Annotated in this window: 7 protein-coding genes; 5 read left to right on the forward strand and 2 right to left on the reverse strand. The window is 43.8% G+C overall.

What is annotated here, in order from left to right; all coding sequences use genetic code 11:
• Positions 1-39 precede the first annotated feature (39 nt).
• Both Q0852_RS11040 and Q0852_RS11045 read right to left on the reverse strand, forming a co-directional pair.
• Positions 40-5,316, reverse strand: a complete 5,277-nt coding sequence (locus tag Q0852_RS11040) for a hypothetical protein (protein ID WP_299018077.1) — start codon at positions 5,314-5,316, stop codon at positions 40-42.
• Position 5,317: 1 nt separating this feature from the next.
• Complete coding sequence (locus Q0852_RS11045) at positions 5,318-8,392, reverse strand: DEAD/DEAH box helicase (protein WP_299018078.1); 3,075 nt, start codon at positions 8,390-8,392, stop codon at positions 5,318-5,320.
• 308 nt (positions 8,393-8,700) lie between these two features.
• Between Q0852_RS11045 and Q0852_RS11050 the strand changes: the two genes are divergently transcribed.
• From Q0852_RS11050 to Q0852_RS11070, 5 genes are all read left to right on the forward strand, one after another.
• A complete protein-coding gene (locus Q0852_RS11050; RefSeq protein ID WP_299018079.1) occupies positions 8,701-11,556 on the forward strand; it encodes an ATP-dependent RecD-like DNA helicase in 2,856 nt (951 codons plus the stop codon).
• Positions 11,556-13,475: a tetratricopeptide repeat protein gene (locus Q0852_RS11055; RefSeq protein WP_299018080.1), complete on the forward strand. Its 1,920-nt coding sequence runs from the start codon at positions 11,556-11,558 to the stop codon at positions 13,473-13,475. The genes Q0852_RS11050 and Q0852_RS11055 overlap by 1 nt, the downstream gene beginning before the upstream one ends.
• A 116-nt stretch (positions 13,476-13,591) precedes the next feature.
• Complete coding sequence (locus Q0852_RS11060) at positions 13,592-14,830, forward strand: DUF6361 family protein (protein WP_299018081.1); 1,239 nt, start codon at positions 13,592-13,594, stop codon at positions 14,828-14,830.
• Positions 14,817-16,673 (forward strand): phospholipase D family protein, encoded by a 1,857-nt coding sequence (locus Q0852_RS11065; protein ID WP_299018082.1) that lies wholly within the window; start codon positions 14,817-14,819, stop codon positions 16,671-16,673. The genes Q0852_RS11060 and Q0852_RS11065 overlap by 14 nt, the downstream gene beginning before the upstream one ends.
• A complete protein-coding gene (locus tag Q0852_RS11070) occupies positions 16,670-19,975 on the forward strand; it encodes a DEAD/DEAH box helicase (RefSeq protein WP_299018083.1) in 3,306 nt (1,101 codons plus the stop codon). Before Q0852_RS11065 ends, Q0852_RS11070 begins: the two co-directional genes overlap by 4 nt.
• The last annotated feature ends 66 nt before the right edge of the window (positions 19,976-20,041 follow it).

Genomic DNA, 20,041 nt, shown 5'->3' on the forward strand with positions numbered 1-20,041 from the left:
TTAGTAGTTAACAGAGCAAATAGTTGGATTTGTCCGTCATTAGGCAATTTCCTTTTCAGGTTGGTTTATGCCAACGCGTTCACTAAATACCCGGTATGCAGTTTTATAGTCTTCAATTCGGTCTACATGATGGAAAGGGGGATAGAAGGTACGAGTAACCAGCTGGTTGCCGTTGTCGATTTCCCAACTGACAGTAATTGGTGAGATATCATCATGATTTTTCAAAGCATTTCGAAGCTCTTTTGCACCGGAATCTTTACGAATGGTATTAGGTAGACGACGACCTTTTGCATCGTATTGGTCTGCCTCTTCATAGGCTTTCATTATTGGGAATTGAGTAGAGTAAACTTGAATGAGTTCATTGACTGTAACCCCCAATTCAATGGCTACAAGAACGTCAATTTCTAATTGAGCTTGCCTTCTAACTAATTCATTGCGTAGTGGAGTTTTTATACACCATTCATCTTTAAGTTTGTTCCAAGGTTTTTGAATTATCCTGTCAAGGAATATATTTTTCGAAAAAGCATCTTCATTGAATCTGTGGTTGTAGTTTTCTTTATATAGTGAATCATAATGACGGGTTAAGCAGTTCAGTCTCAAATATCTGGCAGTAATAAGAGTCTTGGTTTTCGCATTGTTAATCAAAGGTAAGCAGCTGACGGTGGGACCAATAATGTCTGTTCTACCAGTAACTTTAACGAAGAAGTCAAAAAGTACGGTAGAAGCCATAGCTGAAAATAAAACTATATCACTCACATTTGGTAGAGCTATTGAGTATGCGGCCGCATGAATATGGCTGGGACCTGGTGGAATTAAAGAAGGCATTAACGTCCTTTCGTTTGCTGGCTGGGCCCTTTTTCTATTTAGATATCTATAATATGAAGTTAGAGGTTTAGGTAAATTAATCATATCTGTTGAAGTTGGGAGAATATGGCGCACCTTAACATCAGGATATATTTTTCGGAATGTAACTACATCAGGACTATTCATATGGCTGACTAACCAACTGATGGCACCCAGTACATCACCATGCCATTCGCTAAAGTAGCCAAATTTGCGTGCGGTTTTGGCGCCAGGCAACGATGGATCGATACCATGTATTACCAAGGATTCACCCAATAACAGTTCCCAAGCTGGGATTTCATATTCTTCTACCGGCCAAAAGCCAGGAATCCAGCTTCCATCGGTAGCCCGCACCGGTTTTGATGGTTTAGGCCACTCGGGAATTGCTGCGTAGAATTCATCCAGGTTGCCGTCTTTATCTCCTGGGCGGTAAACCGCCCGGGGGAGATAATCATCAGAAATGGATTCTAGATTGATGGTGTCATAGTGTCCATTCGCTGTGCAGGTGGTTCGTGGCGTTTTATTAAGTGGATTACCTACATAGAAGTGCGGCCCAGATATCACCCACTCTTCAGCTGACTTTGGTTGGTATGTTGGTTTTTCTGATCTGGTGATTACACCATTTTTCTGAGCATTACTCTCATGAAACATCTCTGTTGCTAGATATTGTTCTTTTAAATCGCCTAAGCGTTGTGGAACTGCAGCAAATTTTTCAAGAACTTTAAGCAATGGTAGGCTATGTATTTGCGGAAGACGAGAGTGGGTTGGTGGTGTACCATCTTCCTCATACAATCTAGTAAAAATTGTCAATTCCGATTTGGTGATTGTGATTATCCGAAGTGGATGCCCTCGGGTTTCCCATTTTCCTTCATCACTTTTAATTCCTGGTATTTCTGAACTGAGGGATGTTATTGCTGTAGAACGTGAAATCGTTTGCGGAGTAAAAAGATTGAATATTGCTTTAAATGAAATCTCATGCTCAATTCCACTGTAAATATTTATACTAAATGACATTACATGGTGTACGTCTTGAAATAGTGTTAACTCGTTTTTTAATTGGTAATGTGCAGATAGCCGAGGATAATATGCTTCCCTAAAGTTGCCTCCTTTTGGATCATCAAAGACCCCTTCAGGATGTAGCAAAGCAGCAATCCCGTCATAGCCTAACAATTTCCATGATCGCTCGATAAAATTCTTATATAGATTGGTTTGCACTCCAGCCAATGCAGGATACATGGTTCGATCATTTAAAAATGCGTTACTACCTTGGGTTGATGTAAAACTATCGCGATAGGTAATTTTGCATTCATCAGCGCGAAGCAGCTTGTTTCGCTCACTGTTATATTTGGCCGACTTGGCATTACGTACCCCCAGTAGTGGCTCAAACTCTGATAGCAGTGGGGCATCTTTCCAAGTTACCTTCATCCAGGGGGGGTTACCAAACATTAAATCAAAACCATGGGGCTGGTTATGCTTGGTTGCTGGGCCGAGAATTTCGGTAAAGATTAGTTCCCAGTGGTGGAAATGCTGCTCGTTGCTAACGGCTTGAGCTACGTCAAACCAAGGCACCAAGTTTGCTAATTCTGTGGTGTCTGGCAGGTTATGCGAGCTATGCTCGGAAAAATGCTCCAGATGATCGCCCAAGATAGGTTTCAGCAGTAGACTGGTTGCTTCATCGCTAGCTGACTCACATCCCAGCAAGATTTCACCGGCTGCCAGCCACTGCTGGCGGCTGGGTAAACCTGCGTGTAGGGTTAACGGCCAGAAATAGAAACTGCACCAGGCATCCATCATCAGTTTGAGACGACGAAATGCACCTGAGTTGGATTCCAATTTGGCTTTGATACTTTCCTGCACATTCAACGCCGGACTGGTTTTAATTGCCTTGAGGCTGTTGGTCGGTTCTGGCCAAACAGTGGCAGTACATTCACTGCCTTTTAGGCCCTTTTCGCGGTGGCTGGCATAATCTTCCCACAGAGCATCGATCTGCTCGCAGATATTGCGGGCACGGGAGATATCTTCTGGTGTCCAGCGCTTTTTCACCTGCTCTTTGCGCCATTCGCGGATAGCAGCACACTCGTTGCCCCAGTAGCTTTTCATTAATTTGTCGTCTGCTGCCGGGCACATGTCCTCATCCCAGACAAGGAAGTGATAGATTTCGCCTTTTTTGCGGTTCTCTCCTGGTTTAAGCTGGCGAGGTGCTTCGGCTTTTTTGCCAAAGAACTTACCAGTTATAAGTTGTTCTTCTGACCAGACTGCACGACGGGCACCTATCAGGCTGTTACCGGCACGCAGGCGCAATCCGAACCAAGGAGTGGCGCCAGGGCGGTATTCATCCGGAGTACCGTTTTCTCCGGTTTTTACCTTCAGCCGATGAATGGTGGTTAGCCACAGCGAGAGAGCGCCAAGTTCTACTGCTGTAGGGTTGAGATCCACGCCATATACATTATGAACAGCAATGTAATGACGGGTACGGCGAAGTTCATCCTCATAATTGCTGGGGTCGATAGTTTTGCCGGTTTGAATCTGTTTAAGGCGCAGGTACTCATGAGCAAGTTGATCAACGGCCTCGACCATGAAGGCCGCTGACCCCATAGCTGGTTCACAGATTTTCATTTCAAGCAGGCTGTCAGCCTCATCAGGACCTATATTTTTCAAGCGCTCTTTTAGTGCTTCCTGCACTAGGCAGCGGGTCAGTACTTCCGGCGTGTAGTATGAGGCACTGTTGACTCTATCCACCCCATTAAGATGGAGAATAAATTCCCCGGTTTTATATATACGTGGTTGCTCTGTGCGGTGTTCTAGCACCACTTCCCCTTTTTTGAACTCACTTTCCCGGGTTTTGGGAACAAACCAAGTAGCGACATCATGTGGGATAGCATTGTCTTTAATGATTTTCCCACCCTTGGGCTTCTGTACTACCTGGATTAGATCTTCACGGGCAAAGAAGCCTTTATATGACAACAGGCCTTCATAGACTGCCCCCAATTGAACAATGCCAAGTTCAGCATAGTTTATGCGGCCAACCCGTTTGGATTTTTCACCTGTTCCAAGGCTAAGGCAGCGGATTACTTTGTGTAATATCCGGTTAGGGAGTTTGACCCGGTGAAGGAGCGGCATTGCATCCGGCGCAAATAGTGTTGCTGTAAGGGGGCTGATAACAAATGTTTTGCATTGCGTAGATTTTTCAAGCACTTTCCCTGTTTCAAGTACAAGTTGCTGTTGGGGGGGATCGTCAAAAAGGGAGCCCTGAATGGGTAACTGTGCAAAATCTTTCCAGTTATCGTTCTCTATTGTTTTGGGCGTCGCATTTTGTTCCGGGTGGAAGCCTATATGGATTAGGTTAAAGAGTCGGTCCAGGTGTTCGGCAAAGTAGTGGCCGTTTTCATTGCTTGTAGTCGGTTCAGTTTGCTCTACTAAATCTCGAAGGGCCTCCAGGCTGTATCCGAGCCGATAGATATCATCACTGATTGGCAAGATACCTAATTCGCCGCCCCGGGCTTCGGCATATAGGCAGAACAATAAACGGTAAACGTAAATCAAAGCATCGTGGCGGAGTTGTTCAGCTGTGACATCTCTTGAGCCATTAGGTAGCGGAGCTTCACGTTCACTTAACTGGCGGTAGCCTTGGCCTGAGAGCCTTCGGGCATCCACCCAGCCATTAGCCAGTGTTTCAATTGCATCACGAACTGCTACCTGCAGTTTTGCGGAGACGCCGTGGGTACTTTTGAGACTACCTTCTCGAAGACGTTCGTGTAGTACTTCATCCGTTTCTGATTCTGGTGCCAGTGCATCTTTGGCTAGAAGTGCACAAATAGCCTCAAAGGTTGCAGTCTGTTTGCGGCCAAACGCATCATCCAGGTCGATGTAGAGATAACGACCCTGTGCCAAGGTGTGACTATCAAAAAGATAAATGCGGCTGCCAGCCAGCAGTATTAGCCAACGAGGGCGATCTTCTTGTTGGAATAGGGACGATACCGCTTTTTCCCAGCTGTCTTTAAAGGTTGGCCACCCCTCAATATGATGGGTACGAGGGATAACATCCGTTTCCAGAGGTTGTTCGTCATTATCACCGTCGGAGAGGCAAAAAGCGGTTTCACAGATCACGAGCCAAGGCTTGGTGTGACGGTGTAGGCGGAGCAAGGCTGGTAATTGTTGTTTTTCACTCTGCAGTTCAAGCATGAAGGGTTCAGGCTGGTAGCCAAGTGCATTAAGTAACAGGCTATGCCAGCTGTCAATCTCATCTGTTTTAGCGCGGGTACGAAGCTGGGGGCCAGGGTAGTCGAGGGCACGGCTTTTGGCTTTGAAGTACTTGTCACTCAATGCCTGTAGCTTTTTCACCACGGAAGAAGAGCCTTGGTTTTTCCAGGCGGCGGTTTTGTCAGCAATATCTTTGGCAAAGCCGTTTTTGTCAGCCAGGTAGTGGGCAGCGTAGTAATCGCCAACGTTTTTTATTGTAGTATCCAATGACATGTTATCTTACTCCCTCTACAACGAGTACCAACCGGGTGGTGGGTTTATCGCTTGCCCGATAGTAGGTTTCCTTCCAGTTTTCAGTGCGGTCCTTGAGGTACTTTTCCATTTCCTCCCGTTTTTGACGCAGTCGAGTAGCGCGCTTTCCCTCGGGTGGAAGGTTTGCAAGCTGGCCTTCAATGTGTGTCGCCCAGCGGTCAAACCAGAGACTTAGGCGTTTTTCCTCTTCTTCAAGGCGGGGCAGAATGAGTTGCTGTCTTTCATCACACAGCGATTCCATATGACGCAAGCTTTGGGTGACGGCAGCGCTGATAAAGCCTTCAACCAGCTTGCGCTTAGCTGCGTTAGCCGCATTGGTTGAAGATGGGAGCGGAGTTTGTGAAGTCTCATTTCCGTCGAACTCATACTGCTGATTTGATTGCTCTGGTTCGACAACGCCTTCAAATAAGTTGCCGGTTTTACCTGTGTTGACCAGTTGCTCAAATTTGACGTTTTCGAGTGCTTCTCTCAGCGGTTTAAACTGGTATCTGCCTCCCTTGCGGAAGGACACAGCATGTGGGTCAACAATCAGTGGCGTACCAGCACGAGAGCTGACTTGTCCGATAAAACAGAATAGTAGTTCCCCCTCATCGAGGTGCGGGGAGCTGATAACAGGCGCTTCACCTCGAGGCTGGAGCATCATCAGGCGCTCGGCCAGCCAGTCCATCACTGGGTGATGCTCGGTTAGTAGCAATTCCTTGGACCATTGGCCTTTTTGTGCCATAGCAGCCTTGATGGCGGTATCGACCCGACGTGGATCTGTTGTGAGGTAAAGTTGTTTTTCGTCCGGCCAGGATTCATCTGGAATAGATGTGGCCCCAAAAACGACCTCGCTATCTGCCCCAGGCATTCCAAGCCGTCTTGCCAGCTCTTTGGGTGGAGTCAGGATATATTGCTGCTGGGTTTTCTCGAGAGGTTGCCAATTATGGGTTTGTAAATGTTCATTCAGTGTTTGGTAACCACGCTCAAAGAAGGTCGCTTCATCCATCAGACGTATTCGCGAGTTGTCTTTATGGTCAGTTTTGGCATTCTCACTAGCTGCTTCTTGGGGAATTTTATCGGAAAAGCTAGCCAGCAGATTGTCCAAGTTAAGCCCAGTTGCAGCTAGAAGCATATCTTCTAACTCGTTGCTTTCAAGGTTTTTTTTGTTTTCTTGGTCAAGTACTTGAGTATTGCCGGCTAAAATTCCATGGGTGGCAATATGTTTTTCCTCTTTCTGTGCATCATAAAGCCTCAATAAGCTTTCGCCGGTTCGGGTAGAGCGGTTGATCTCTTCGACTTTGCCTACTAGCCGCTCGAAGATTTCTTTGTCTCCCGCCATCAGTCCCTCACGGGTATCGACCATGAGATAACGAATCATAGGGTTGTGCTTTTGACCGAAACGGTCGATACGGCCATTGCGCTGGATTAGCGTAATAATTGACCATGGCAGGTCATAATGAATGATATTGTGGCATTGGTGGTGGAGGTTGACGCCTTCGGATGCTACCTCGGTGGCAATCATGATGCGGACAGGGCTTGTGCCGGTTCCAAATGACTCTATTGTACTTGCAAGGGCAATATCGGACATCCCGCCATGGATAGTTGCGATTGCCTGGTTTGCTTGGCTTTCCTGTTTGTCGTTGTATTTTATTGAAAAATGCTTGGCAAGTGCAGCGGCAAGGTGAATTTGAGTTACTCGGCTTTCGGTAAAGAGCAACAGGCGGGGGCTTTGGCTGCCGCTATTCCAATGCATTTCTTCAAGTTGTTTAAGTAGCAGATTAAAGCGTGCACTTTTTTCAATAGACAATGGCTTTAGGCGCTTAACTAATTCCTGTAGAGCTGGTATTTCTGCTGCCGAAGGCGTTTTGCTCTCAAGTTCCTTCAGGCGTTTTTCGGCTGTAGAGCGACATGCTTCCGGGCTAGAGAGAAATGATTTATACATTCCCCATTGCACAATCGCATTTGAAATGATTTTCTTATCCAGAACCTGTTGTCGGATATGTGCGAGCTGTTGGTATACCGCTTCTTCTTTTTCGGTTGCCGGGCAGGTGGTTTTTTCAAGTTCGACAACGATAGGATCTGCGAAATTATCTCCTGCTTCAGCCCGGACATCCTCCTTGAAGCGCATCAAGAAGAAGGGGGCAATGTCTTCTGCTTCGTATTCTTTTAGTTGTGGGTCTGGGACTGCCGAAGGGTCAAGGAGACTGATCAGACGACCAAAGGTTTCCCGCTTGCCGTTATGTGGCGTGGCCGTGGTAAGAACCATGCTGTTGGAGCGTCGTGCCAGGCGTCGTGCTAGGCGATAGCTGAGATGTTTTTCTGGGTTTGTGCCGCCTGCAACATTGTGGGCTTCATCAATAACTACGACATCCCAGCGGGTATCTTCAAGGAAGTGGCTATAGCGACCAACATCTTTTAGGGTATCAATGGAGATAATAACGCGTTGATAGACTTCGAATGGGTTCTTTGATGCCGGGATCTTGAGCTGTAGCTTAGACAAGGTATCGGAGTCCATTCGGATCAGTGGAATAGAAAAGCGGTTCCAGAGTTCTGCCTGGAATTGTGAGAGCATCGATTTTTTCGCCAGAACTAGAATGCGGTCTGCTTGTCCACGTTTCATCAGCTCTCCCAGGATCATACCGACTTCAATGGTTTTCCCTAAACCTACAGCATCAGCCAGTAGTAGCCGCGGACGAAGTTGGCTAAGTGCACGTTGTACCGCTTGCTTCTGGTAGTTCATCGGGCTAAATGCGCCCATACCATCAACGTGTGGGTGAGGATCGGTGAGCGGCATTTTTCGAAGCTGAGCTTCTAGAAACAGCTTAGATTTCATGTAGCCATTAGAATTGTCCCGTACCAGTTTGGTTTTGCGTGGGTCAACCTCGCGGATGGTTTCAATCTGACTCAAGAAGGCTGCTTGATGGCCTCGAGTTAGATCATCAGCACCAATACAGTAGACAATTTGATCATTTTGACTGTTTGCGGGTTCAACACGAGTTACAAGCCACTCGGCATCCCTGCAATCAATCCGCATACCTGGAGTAAAAATGGTCATGTAGCTTTCCCTAACACGGTCTGTAATGTCTAATATTCTAGGCTTATATTATGCCTTTTTGGTATGCTATAAGTTGATATGAATCTTATTGCTCATAATAATGTGTTTTATGGCAATGAGTTACACCACTAGAGAAGGGTGTATAAGTGTGATGAATGTAGTGGTTTGTTAGGTGTTAGGTGAGTAGCGGAATTGTTCTTAGGACGTGATTTACTCTATTTATTAAACCAAAGTGCTAACTACTTACTAGCAGCTTTTAAACATTGGGTTTTGTTGTGCAAGAATTTTCCTACAGGTGAAGTTGGTTTATGAATGATTCAAATTTTCTGTTTTTAAAGTCCGATTTCCCAAAGCTAGCTGAATTAGGGGCCGCCGCTGAACACTATGCTTACAGTGATACTCAAGCTGCTGTGGTTAAACTTCGTTGCCTTACTGAGCTTATGGTTGGGTATCTGTTTGACTATCTGAGTTTGAGCATTGAAGCGAAAACAGATTTGTACAGTCGCCTGAGCCTGCTAAAGAAAAAAGGCCTAGTGGATGAAAATATTCTATCCAAACTTCATGCGTTGCGTATTAAGGGGAATCTCGGTGCTCACAATAGTGGAGAGCTGTCGGTTGATGAGATTCTTTGGTTAATTGAGGAAAGCTATATCATTAGTCGTTGGTTTGTACAAACAATGCGAGCTGAATATATAGACGTTCCAAGTTTTGTGATGCCAGCGAAACCCAGCGATACCGGCCTTCTGCTTGAACAGAACACCGGTTTAGCAAACTCTCTTTCAAAGCAGTCGATAGCTTTAGAATCGGCACAAAAAGAGCTTGAGTTACTAAGAGAAGAATTGGAAGTACTGCAGCTGTCGAAGGCAAACGTTGTTTCTGATGGCTATGTGCTGGAACAATTTACTGAACTGAGCAGAGAGGTAGCAAGCAGTTTTGATTTGAAAATGGCACAGACACGAAGCCGTATTAATATTATGGATTCGTTTTCTGATTATGAGCTTACCCAAAGTCAGCAGTCTCTGGTTAAACAAGTAGGGGAGTTTCTACAGCAAAAAGAACAATCAGTATTTTTGCTTAAAGGCTATGCTGGTACTGGTAAAACCTTTATTACAAAGGGAATTACCCACTATCTGGATGCTATTGGACGGAAATTTGTTTTATTGGCACCGACAGGTAAAGCTGCAAAAGTGATTTCTGATAAAACGGGTCAAACAGCATCTACGATCCATAGAGCTATTTATAACTATGACAATCTTAAAGAGTATACCGATAACGGATTAGAAGGGTCAGAAACGTACCGCTGCTATGCGGAACTTAAAGTTAATGTTGATACCTCTGAAACGGTGTACATAATTGATGAGTCATCTATGGTCTCGGATGTATATTCAGATGGAGAATTTTTCCGCTTTGGATCTGGCTATCTTTTACGTGATTTACTTGATTATATCAATCTTGATCATAACGATCATACAAAGAAAGTTCTCTTTATAGGGGATAATGCACAGCTTCCGCCAGTGAATATGAATATATCTCCGGCTCTCGATGAATCCTACCTTCAGCAAAAGTACAACTTAAGTGCACAATCTTATGAGCTTACAGACGTCGTTCGTCAAAAGGGCGATAGTGGCGTAATGAAGAACGCACAAATGTTGCGAAATGCTTTAGATAAGGAGATATTTAACCAGCTTGATTTTGATACCTCACCACAAGATATTCATGCGCTTTATTTTGATGATGTGCTGACTAATTACCTTAATGCTTGTGACAACAATATAAAGAAAACGGGCAATTCGGTGATCATTGCTTCATCAAATAGGCAGGTGTCTGAGTACAACAAGCTGGTGCGTAATTACTTTTTCCCTAATCAGACTGAGTTGAGCGCTGGCGATAAGATTATTTCTACGGCTAACCATTACACTCGTGATTTTGTAGTAACCAATGGCGAATTTGGCATGATTCGTCAAGTGTTATCGGAAACTGAAGTTCGTAAAGTCTTTATTAGTAAACGTAGTGAAGACAATAAGGTAGAACGGGTATTGGTTGAACTGTGTTTCCGTGATGTTGAAGTAGGCTTTCGTGATGATGATGGCCAGCCTCGGTTCTTCCAATGCAAGATTGTAGAGAACTTACTGTATAACGATGAGCCAATATTGAGCTCTGATGAGCATAAGGCGCTCTATGTCGACTTCCTGCAACGTAACCCTGAATACAAGAGAAAAGGAAATAAGTCTAAGCTACAGGCTGCATTAATGCAGGACCCATACTTTACGGCGTTTAAAGTTAAATTTGGTTACGCCATCACTTGTCATAAGGCGCAGGGTAGTGAATGGCCGCACGTCATCGTGAAATGCCGAACGCATATGAAGACGTTAACTAAAGACTATTTTCGCTGGTTGTACACGGCAATTACTCGTACTTCTAGTACGCTGTGCGTTGTGGATGAACCTCACCTTCGACTTACTTCTGGCATAAAAGAGGTTGGCATTATTCCAAGCCTAGGCAACCAGCCAAAAGCTGCTATTGACGTTGATGGTCCTTCTCAGTCTGATACACCACACATGACGGGTAACAATAATAACGCTAAAGATCAGGGTGTTGCTTCAATAGCCACCGATGATCTTGTGCCTGCAGATCCTAACCTAAAGGTTCTGTTTGACACATTAGTCCATCGCTTGTCAGGCACTGATGTTTTTATAGTTGATATTGTTCATCATCAATATCAAGAAACTTACGTTTTCCAGCGTCGGAACGAATTTGCCAATATTACTTTTTACTATAACGGTAAACTGCAAGTTAGAAACCTGAACGTGCAAACGGAATCTGAATTAGCTCAAGAGCTTGAAGGTCGCTTTATTGATATCAAGGGGATGATTTTGATTGATGAAAATCAGGCTTCACCCCCTTCTTTTGCTCAACCGTTCTTAGAAGAATTCTACAAGCTAGTGGTATCAGCTATAGCGTCACATGGGATTATTGTAACGAATGTAGAAGCTGGAAGTTATAAAGAACGCTACTTTATGGAAGCTAATGGACAGCGCGCAGTGTTTGACTTTTATTATAACGGTAAACAGCAGTTTAATAAATTTAGCCCCTTACCTACATTGTCAAATTCTCCTGAGTTTGTGCGGCAAGTGAGCGACCTGATTCCGGAGGTACTGGGCTGATGAATGTCTTCGTTAATTTTACGAGTAAGGAAGTGTTTGCAAAACGCAAAGAACCTAATGGATTAGATGAAGCCTATCAAATGGCTCAAAAGTTGGTTGCAAGCAACCCGAATGATGATTGGAATTATAAAGCTCTAGCGTGGTGCTTGATTGATCTGGTTAAGCGAGAAGTTGCAAGAAACAATCTGAATGCTGCGTCGCACTATGTACAGCAGTTACAAAGTATCAAAATTGCATCCGATGACAACTATCTTGTAGACGGCACCAAATATGCAGTTAGTTTGCTTGATCCTATTACTAGAATTATCCAACAAGCTAAATGCACAAGCAAACAGGGCAACCACCAACAAGCGATTAACTATTATTACAAGGCTCTACGACATCAACCTCATAATCAAGATATTAAAATTGGTTTAGGTTGGGAGTTATATCGGTTTGCTAAGATTCAATGTTCACATGACAAGATCAACGCGTTTGCAGTAAAGAAACTTCTTAATAATTACTTGAAGCTTGAATGTGAAACTCCATCTCGTTTGCATTCGTCTTTCTTGAGAATTGCAGACAAATTACTAGGGGAGAGCAGGTTCAATCTTGTCGCGTTCATACGTATTTGGGGTATTAATAATTTTACTGAAGAAGACTTTGAACCTTATATTGATAAGCGAACAAACGAGTGCTACCCAAGTTTGGCTCAAAAAGTCGTGCATCATGCAACAAAGCAAGCGTTAGAGCAAAATGACGTGTTTGCGATAAAAAGGTTACTTCCTTTGTTAGAACGGGTTATTTCGTTAACTGATGACGATATTTGGTTAAACCTATGCAAAGCACGTGCTTTGAACTGTGTGGGGCAATATGAAGAGGCATTCAAAGTCGCCATTGGTGTTGCAAAATTAAAGGTTGGAGAATATTGGGCATGGGAACTGCTTGGTGACATTCAATTGAATGTGGATAAAGAAAAAGCGTTTAACTGCTATTGCCGAGCGCTATCTATGAAACCAAAAGAGGACTTTATAGCTAAATTGAGGCTAAAGTTAGCTGATCTGATGGTCAATAAGCAGATGCATTCCGATGCCAAACGAGAAGTGCAAAAAGTGGTAGAGGCTCGAAACAGAGAGGAATGGGCAATCCCTGAAGCTGCTATAAACCTGCAAAACTCAGCCTGGTTTGGGCAAGTAGAGGCTAGCAGCGATAATGAATCAGTCTATATTACGTCATCGAAGCACGCAGAAGAATTGCTCTTTGAATTGGCTCCATGGGTACATGGCTGTTTAGGAAAAATGTTTAGTTTAAAAGAGCAGCCGCATAAAAAGCGACAGTTAATATACCTGAAACATCCCAATAGTAACGAGTTGGTTGAGTGTGCATTGCCTCTCCGTCGATTCGATTTCACTAACACTCACATTGGTCAACCGGTAATGATGAAAGGAGAGTTTGAAGCAGATGGCCATTTTAATGCTTTTCAATTTGCTTTAAGAAGCGACGGGCGAGATTGGGATGTTTTAGGGTTGCATATTGGCGTTGTAGACCACATTAATCGTGAAAAGAAATTAGCTCATATCATTATAGGGAAAGGTTTTGATGGAGTAATTCCTCTCAATATGTTGCCTGAAAATGTTGGTATTGGTGATTGTGTGAAAGTTCGAGCAAAGCAATATAGCTCGAAGAAAGGCACTAGGGCTTTAATTGAATGTATTCAACCAACTGAACAAACAGCGCCTCAATCGATACTTAAACCTTTCTCTTGTAAAGTGAGAATTTCTAACGGTATGGGGTTCACTGATGATGAAATTTTCATTGATAGGGTGTTCGTGTCAAAGTTTGATATTGAAGATGGTCAGGATGTAGAAGGTACCGCTGTTATCAATTTTAATAAGAAGCGAAGTGTTTGGGGATGGAAGGCTATATCCATCGCTGTTTAGCGTCCAAAAAGTAGTTGTTCTCAGGTTCAATAAATAATTAGCAAAAGTAGAGTGCTTTACTGTATTTATTTAGGTTAAATCAAAGCATAAATAACGTGTTTGGAGTTATTAACACTATGAGTGTGATTGGTTGGGTTGATTACTCTTCGTTAGAAAGAGAGCGAGTCTCGCAAGTGCTTGCGATGTTGCAAGAAAAAGGCACATTGGATGAGTTAGGCATAGGGCAGATCCGCGATGCGTTTGCTGATCAACTCTTTCCGGGTTTCTCTACTATCCAAACTCGTGCGAAGTACTTAGTGACTATCCCGTATATTTTTCAGGATTATCGCAATCTCGCCCTTAATGAGAGGGGGGCACTGCAAACTTTTCTGCATCAAAAGGAAGACGAACTTGCTCGCGTATTAATTGCCAATCATGCAGAGCAGATCCCGAACGGCATTATTGGTAAGGATAGCCTGGAGCAAGGTGTTTCACGTAAACCATCTTCCGTGTATTGGAATGGTTTGCGTCAGCTTAGTATTGCTAATACCCCTCTGTCATTGAAAGAATTTGCCCAACATTTTGAGCAGCAGGCAAATTGTTGTTACGAGCAACACGAAGAGGATGACAAGCAAGCCTCAAACCTGTCTCACTTGATGACCAAATCAGCTGAATATCAGCCTGACTGGCTGGAAAAGGTTCGAATTGAGCTAACCAAAAAAGAAGCCGAGTTTCTGAAAGACAAGCTGCTACTGTCAGATAATATTAAACACAGTGTTCCGGCACAGCTTGTTAAACACAACCTGCTTAAAGAAACGTTAAGCTCTGATGCAGCTGTAGCCAATGATGCATGGCGGCTAGAGGCTCTGCATACATGGCTCGGTGATAAAGAAATCTCATCCCAAACTCAGGTAACACTCTCTAAAGCACTTGAGTTTAGCTTTGTGATAGAAGGGGCTCATATTCGCTATAACTATTTGATCGCCAATCGTGCAAAAAACTTTACTCATGCCGAGAAGATAAACGATGAATTTGAACATTGGCTAAATCAGGCAAATAGTTTTCCAGAACGTTTCCGTCAGCAGAGTATTGATGATTGGTATTATTGTGCGTTTGAAGAAAGGAGCAGAGCCAACCACAGAACCAGAACCTTTATTGAAAACTGGTGCCACTTGATTCGTGATAAAGCAAAAGTTGAAGAATTGGATCGCTGTGTAGAAAAGCAGGCCATCGCTAACAAAGGTGCGCGCTGCTTATTGAAGAAAGCCTTGCCCGAAAACCAAGGTTGGGTGGGGATGCGAAGGTTGGAATATCGTTGGCCGACCGTTAAAGTCATTTTGCAAGATATTCAGGAGGGCTTAAATGCTAGCGCCTGATCAAAATCGTATCGACTATGGCGAAAAACTTATTGCTCCAGAAGGGTATGAGCTGACAAGGGCTATTGCGACTACTTTTAGCCTGGATCTTAACACGCTACTTACTGTGCCCATTGCCATGTGTTTTGGACATACGCTGGAAGGGGCGGTGGAGCATATGCGAATTGCCTTGCTCGAAGCATTAGGGCAATTGAAAGATAAGCTTACGGTGTTTTACCAGCAGGGAAATATTAAGGTGCCGGATAAGTACAACAGCTTATTTGGCCTGTTGGAAAACTGCTTAGTTCCCGTGGTACCTGATGCCGGCGAAGAAAACTCTGCTTTTTCGTCTTTTCACCCCAAAGTGTGGTTGCTTCGATTTGAAAGTGTGGAACCAGGGAAAAATGTGAAATACCGTTTGATCGTGTTGTCACGCAACTTAACTTTTGACCGCAGTTGGGACTTGGCCGCCGTGATTGATGGTGAGTCCAGGGGCTGGCGCAAATCAGCTAATCGCCCGTTAATGGCTTTTTTTGAAGAGCAGTTTGAATCCTCCGCTGAGGAGTCTTTTAGCGACTTGATTGATCCTGAAGAGTTTGTGCGCGTGTTGTGGAAGCTGCCGGACAATATCGAAAAAATAGAGTTTCTTTCGACGATTTTTAATAAGCAAAAACACCGTCAACAACCGATATCCATACCTGAAAACAGTAACGCGTTACTCGCGGTTTCCCCCTTTATTCGTGGTGGCAGAAAAGTGGATGCCCTGGACTGGTTAAAAGGGTTCACACCCGATGGGCAACGTTACCTGCTGAGTCGAAAAGAAGAGCTGGATATGGCTGGTGAAGAGGTGTTGTCAGGGTGGCAGTGTTTTGCGCTTAATGAAAGCATTATTGATGCAGAAGAAAGAGCACAGATGGAACTGTCACAGTTTGTGGAGCACGAGCTTAACCTTCACGCCAAGTTGTTGGTAGTCGATGAAACGGATGAGACATCTAGCTGGCATTTGGGCTCTGCCAATATGACTCAGGCTGCATTGGGTGATGCGGAGGCTCCGCCGAGAAATAGTGAATTTATGCTGCGGTTAACTGGTTTGCAGCAGTATATTGGTGTGCAAGCACTCATGCAGCAATGGACAAATGAAGCGGATACCGGGTTATTTGTAAAACATACCTTTTCTCCCATAGAGGCTGATCATGATGAACAGTCGGATCGTTTATTGCGAGAGCTGGAATTTAGCTTAATCAATACCGAGTGGAAATTGAAGGTTGATAGTGATGATGGCGAGTCCTTCGAGTTGACGTTAATGTCGGAGCCACCAAAACCACCTTGTGGTTACGAGGTTCAAGTGACTACATTGAGTGTGTTGCAGCTACAGCCTGTTGCGCCTGAAGTTACATGGGATAAGCTGAAACTTTCTCAAGTAAGTGCGCTACTTCGCTTTGATATCTTCAATAAAGGGGAGTTGATTCAGAGTTTGGTCACTCAAGCGCCTATTGAGTTTAACTATGCGGTAAACAGAGAGAAAGCTATCATCAACGAACTGCTCCAAAACACCTCACAGTTTATGAACTATATCTTTATGCTGCTGCAACTTAAGCCCAGTAAAGGCGATATCTTAGCTAGCATCAATAGGTTAAATGGTACGGGTGAGGGTGATGTGTTCTTTAGTGAAGACAGCGTCATTTTCGAAAAATTAATGAATGCAGCGGCAACCAGCCCAGAGTTACTAACCAGAATCGACAAACTTCGACAACAGGTAGATGAAAAGATCATTCCCGATGACTTTAATGAGCTTTGGTCCGTCTTTTCTCAGTTAATTGATCGTTCTGCAGCCAAGAAATGCGGCAAAGAAGGTGAGCGATGAATCAGACTATTCATGACAAGTTGCACTCTGTATTAGGAGATTTAAAAGACTTTCAACATGCCACAGTGAGTCGTGTGATCGACCGATACGACGATCCGGAACATAGCCATCGCGTATTAGTGGCAGATGAAGTCGGGCTGGGTAAAACCATTGTTGCAAAAGGGGTGATTGCTCGGTTGCTATTGTCTTACCTGTCACAGCAAATAACTCGTCCGCTACGCGTCATTTATATTTGCTCCAACCTTGCGTTGGCAGACGAGAATCGTCAGAAGCTCGCGTTGTTCAAGGGAGATGAGGCACAACAGTGGGTAAAACAACCAGCTTTTGGGCGTTTGGTTGAATTGGCGATATCAAGTAAACATCAGCAACAAAATAGCCAAAATATCATTGAAGTGTGTACTTTAACGCCTTCAACCTCTTTTACCTTAACTGCTGGTGCCGGTAATTGCCGCGAACGGGCCATCCTGGCTGTTTTGCTTTCTGAAGTTGATGAACTGAAAGCCTACGCTGACCCGATTCTTGCAATGTTTAAGACTAACCAAATAACTAAAAAAGATCGCTGGGAAAATGAAACACAATATATCCAACGTGATTTCTGCATTAAAGTTGATGTGCTTGCAGGGTTAGGAAAAAGGCTGCTGGAGAAATGTGGAACCCAAGAGCTTAACAACCGGTACAGTAATCTTTTGCAGGCTGCAGTTCATTTGGCTCAATGTTGGCGTGATGACAGTGGGGAAACTGAAGAAACTAAGAATTTGTTTTATTTATTCCGTGTCGAAATCCGTAAATTGGTGGCACAGTGCTGTGCGGCAAGTTTGGAGGCGGATTTATTTATACTCGATGAGTTCCAACGTTTTCAGTCATTAACTGATAATAGCTCTGACTCTGAAGAGTCGTTGATTGCACAGCAAATTTTCTATGCTGCACATGTAGACAAAGAGCGGAAACCAAAAGTATTACTGCTGTCCGCAACACCGTTTAAGGCAATGACAACGCTAAGCGATGAAGATGATGAGAGTAGTCATCATGAACAGCTCCATAAGTTGCTTGAGTTTATTTCTAATAGCAATGTTGAGTTCATTGAAAGCTATGAAGAGAACCGCGATAAGCTTCATCGTGATGTATTGGCGCTGTCGGTGCCGAACACTGAATCGCTTAATATCAGTGACAAAAACGCCCGTGCTGTTGAAAGCTTATTGCAAACGTATATTTGTCGTACCGAGCGAAGCCAGATCAGCAAGGGATTTGATGAGCTAGTAACGTCCAAGCGGCTTATGTGCGGCAATGAACTGAGTATCGACGAGGTAAAAGGTTATCGAGCAATAGAAGCCTTGCGTGCTGCTTTGCCAAAAGGGCGTGGTGGCGTGCAGCTTTTAGAATTCGCTAAGTCTGCTCCTTGGTGTATGTCTTTTTTACATGGCTATGCTTTTAAAAAACAATTAATTAATAATTTGTCGTCCGAAGGTATTAGGAAACAGTTAAGAAAAACAAAAAGCTCTGATCAAAAATATGCATGGTTATCTCGAAATAAAATACAACATTATTCACTCAATGTAGAAGAGCAAGCACCTAATGCCAAGCTAAGAGCGCTGAGTAAGATTATTTTTGAACAAAGTCCAGAGAACCTGCTTTGGGCGCCACCGTGTAAGCCATATTATGGTTACGATGGCGTTTATAAAAACAGTGAGCATTTTAGTAAAACGTTACTTTTTTCTTCATGGGCACTGGTGCCACGGGCGTTAAGTTGTTTATGGTCTTACGAGGCAGAAAGGCGTGTATTAAGAGGAAAGAGAAAAAAGCCCGATTATTATTCTGAAGGAAGCACTTCGCCACTGTTGCGTTTTGAAGGTAAATCAACTCTAAATACTTGGCATCTACTTTATCCATGTCAATCGATGCGAGACATTGAATTTTCTCAGCAGGAGTTTGGAAGTTTGCTTGCACGGCAAACGGAAATAGTGGGTGAAAAGCTAATCTCACTACGAATGTTTGAGAGTAATGAAAAAACGAGTAGTGACTGGTATCTGCTTGCTCCAATACTGCTTGATATCCAAAATGGAAAGCAGGAGCATGTTCAAAACTGGCTGGATGCAACTGAAAAAGTTATTCGTGAGCGTACGAAGAGTAAAGGTCGATTAAAGCACTTCAGTAAAATCCGCCAATACCTTGTTGATATTGAGTCGTTAAAACTGGGGAAAATGCCAAGTGATTTAGCGAGATTTATTGCTTTTTCTAGTATGGCCAATCCAGCGCTATGCGCGATGCGAACGATTCAGAGACTATGGGGTGATACAGTCAGTACAGGTGAAATCCTATTCTATGCGGTTCGCTTTGCAGACCTAACGACTAAGCTCTTTAATCATGATTATGCGATAGCTATTGTGAAAAGAAGCATTAAGGAGCCTCTTGTGGCTGGTCGAACAAAGTCACCTGCATGGTATAAGGCGCTGGTGTATTCTGCCCATGGAAACTATCAATCCATGCTAGATGAGTATTGTCATTTGCTTGTGACTTCCGGCTGTAATTTGCAAAGGGCTTATGAAAAGTTACAAACGGCCATGGGGATCCGTAGTTCTTCAGAGCATGTTCACTTCTGGGAAGATAGAACCAAGGCAAAAAGGGAAACAGCTTCCTCGATACGTTGTCACTTTGCGGTTCCTCTTGGTAATCAAAAGCTAACCGATGACAGTGGCTTAGATCGTGTTGTTAATGTCCGTGATGCGTTTAATTCACCATTTCGCCCATTTGTTCTAAGTTCCACGTCTATAGGCCAAGAGGGCTTAGATTTCCATTGGTATTGCCGTCGAGTAGTGCATTGGAACTTACCTGCTAATCCAATCGACATTGAACAGCGAGAAGGGCGCGTAAACCGTTATAAGTCTTATGTGGTAAGAAAGCGCATTGCTGAAAACTACACGGCAGATTACAGCTCGGATTCAGATGTTTGGGTTCAAATGTTTGAACAAGCAAGGACACAAGATGTTAATCGTACCAGCGAATTAGAGCCGTTTTGGTTTTATTCCAAAGGAAAAGCCACTATTGAGCGCATTGTTCCCATGTATCCAATGAGCAAAGAAGTTGGCAAGTATGCCAATATTCTAAAAATACTAGTGTTATATCGTCTGGCCTTTGGACAGCCAAGGCAGCAGGAGCTGTTGGATAATTTATTACAAAGGAATATGAGCAATGATGAGCTTCAAAAAATGAAAGAATCATTGATTATTAATTTGGCTCCGCTGAATAAGCGTGATGATTGCGTTGAGACTATTGATACAGAGCTCCTCTTATCCGAAGTTATATGATCCAAATCTTGTGATATGCATATTGGAATTAAAAGCGAATAAGCTCTTAGTAGATAAGGAATAGTA

Origin of the sequence: uncultured Photobacterium sp. (genome assembly GCF_947502415.1) — a bacterium.
Lineage (GTDB): Bacteria > Pseudomonadota > Gammaproteobacteria > Enterobacterales > Vibrionaceae > Photobacterium.

What these genes read in the sequence shown, in the direction of transcription:
- Q0852_RS11050 (WP_299018079.1), top strand. Translation starts at nt 8,701, where the DNA reads ATGAATGATTCAAATTTTCTGTTTTTAAAGTCCGATTTCCCAAAGCTA.
- Q0852_RS11070 (WP_299018083.1), top strand. Translation starts at nt 16,670, where the DNA reads ATGAATCAGACTATTCATGACAAGTTGCACTCTGTATTAGGAGATTTA.
- Q0852_RS11040 (WP_299018077.1), bottom strand. Translation starts at nt 5,316, where the DNA reads ATGTCATTGGATACTACAATAAAAAACGTTGGCGATTACTACGCTGCC.
- Q0852_RS11045 (WP_299018078.1), bottom strand. Translation starts at nt 8,392, where the DNA reads ATGACCATTTTTACTCCAGGTATGCGGATTGATTGCAGGGATGCCGAG.
- Q0852_RS11060 (WP_299018081.1), top strand. Translation starts at nt 13,592, where the DNA reads ATGAGTGTGATTGGTTGGGTTGATTACTCTTCGTTAGAAAGAGAGCGA.
- Q0852_RS11065 (WP_299018082.1), top strand. Translation starts at nt 14,817, where the DNA reads ATGCTAGCGCCTGATCAAAATCGTATCGACTATGGCGAAAAACTTATT.
- Q0852_RS11055 (WP_299018080.1), top strand. Translation starts at nt 11,556, where the DNA reads ATGAATGTCTTCGTTAATTTTACGAGTAAGGAAGTGTTTGCAAAACGC.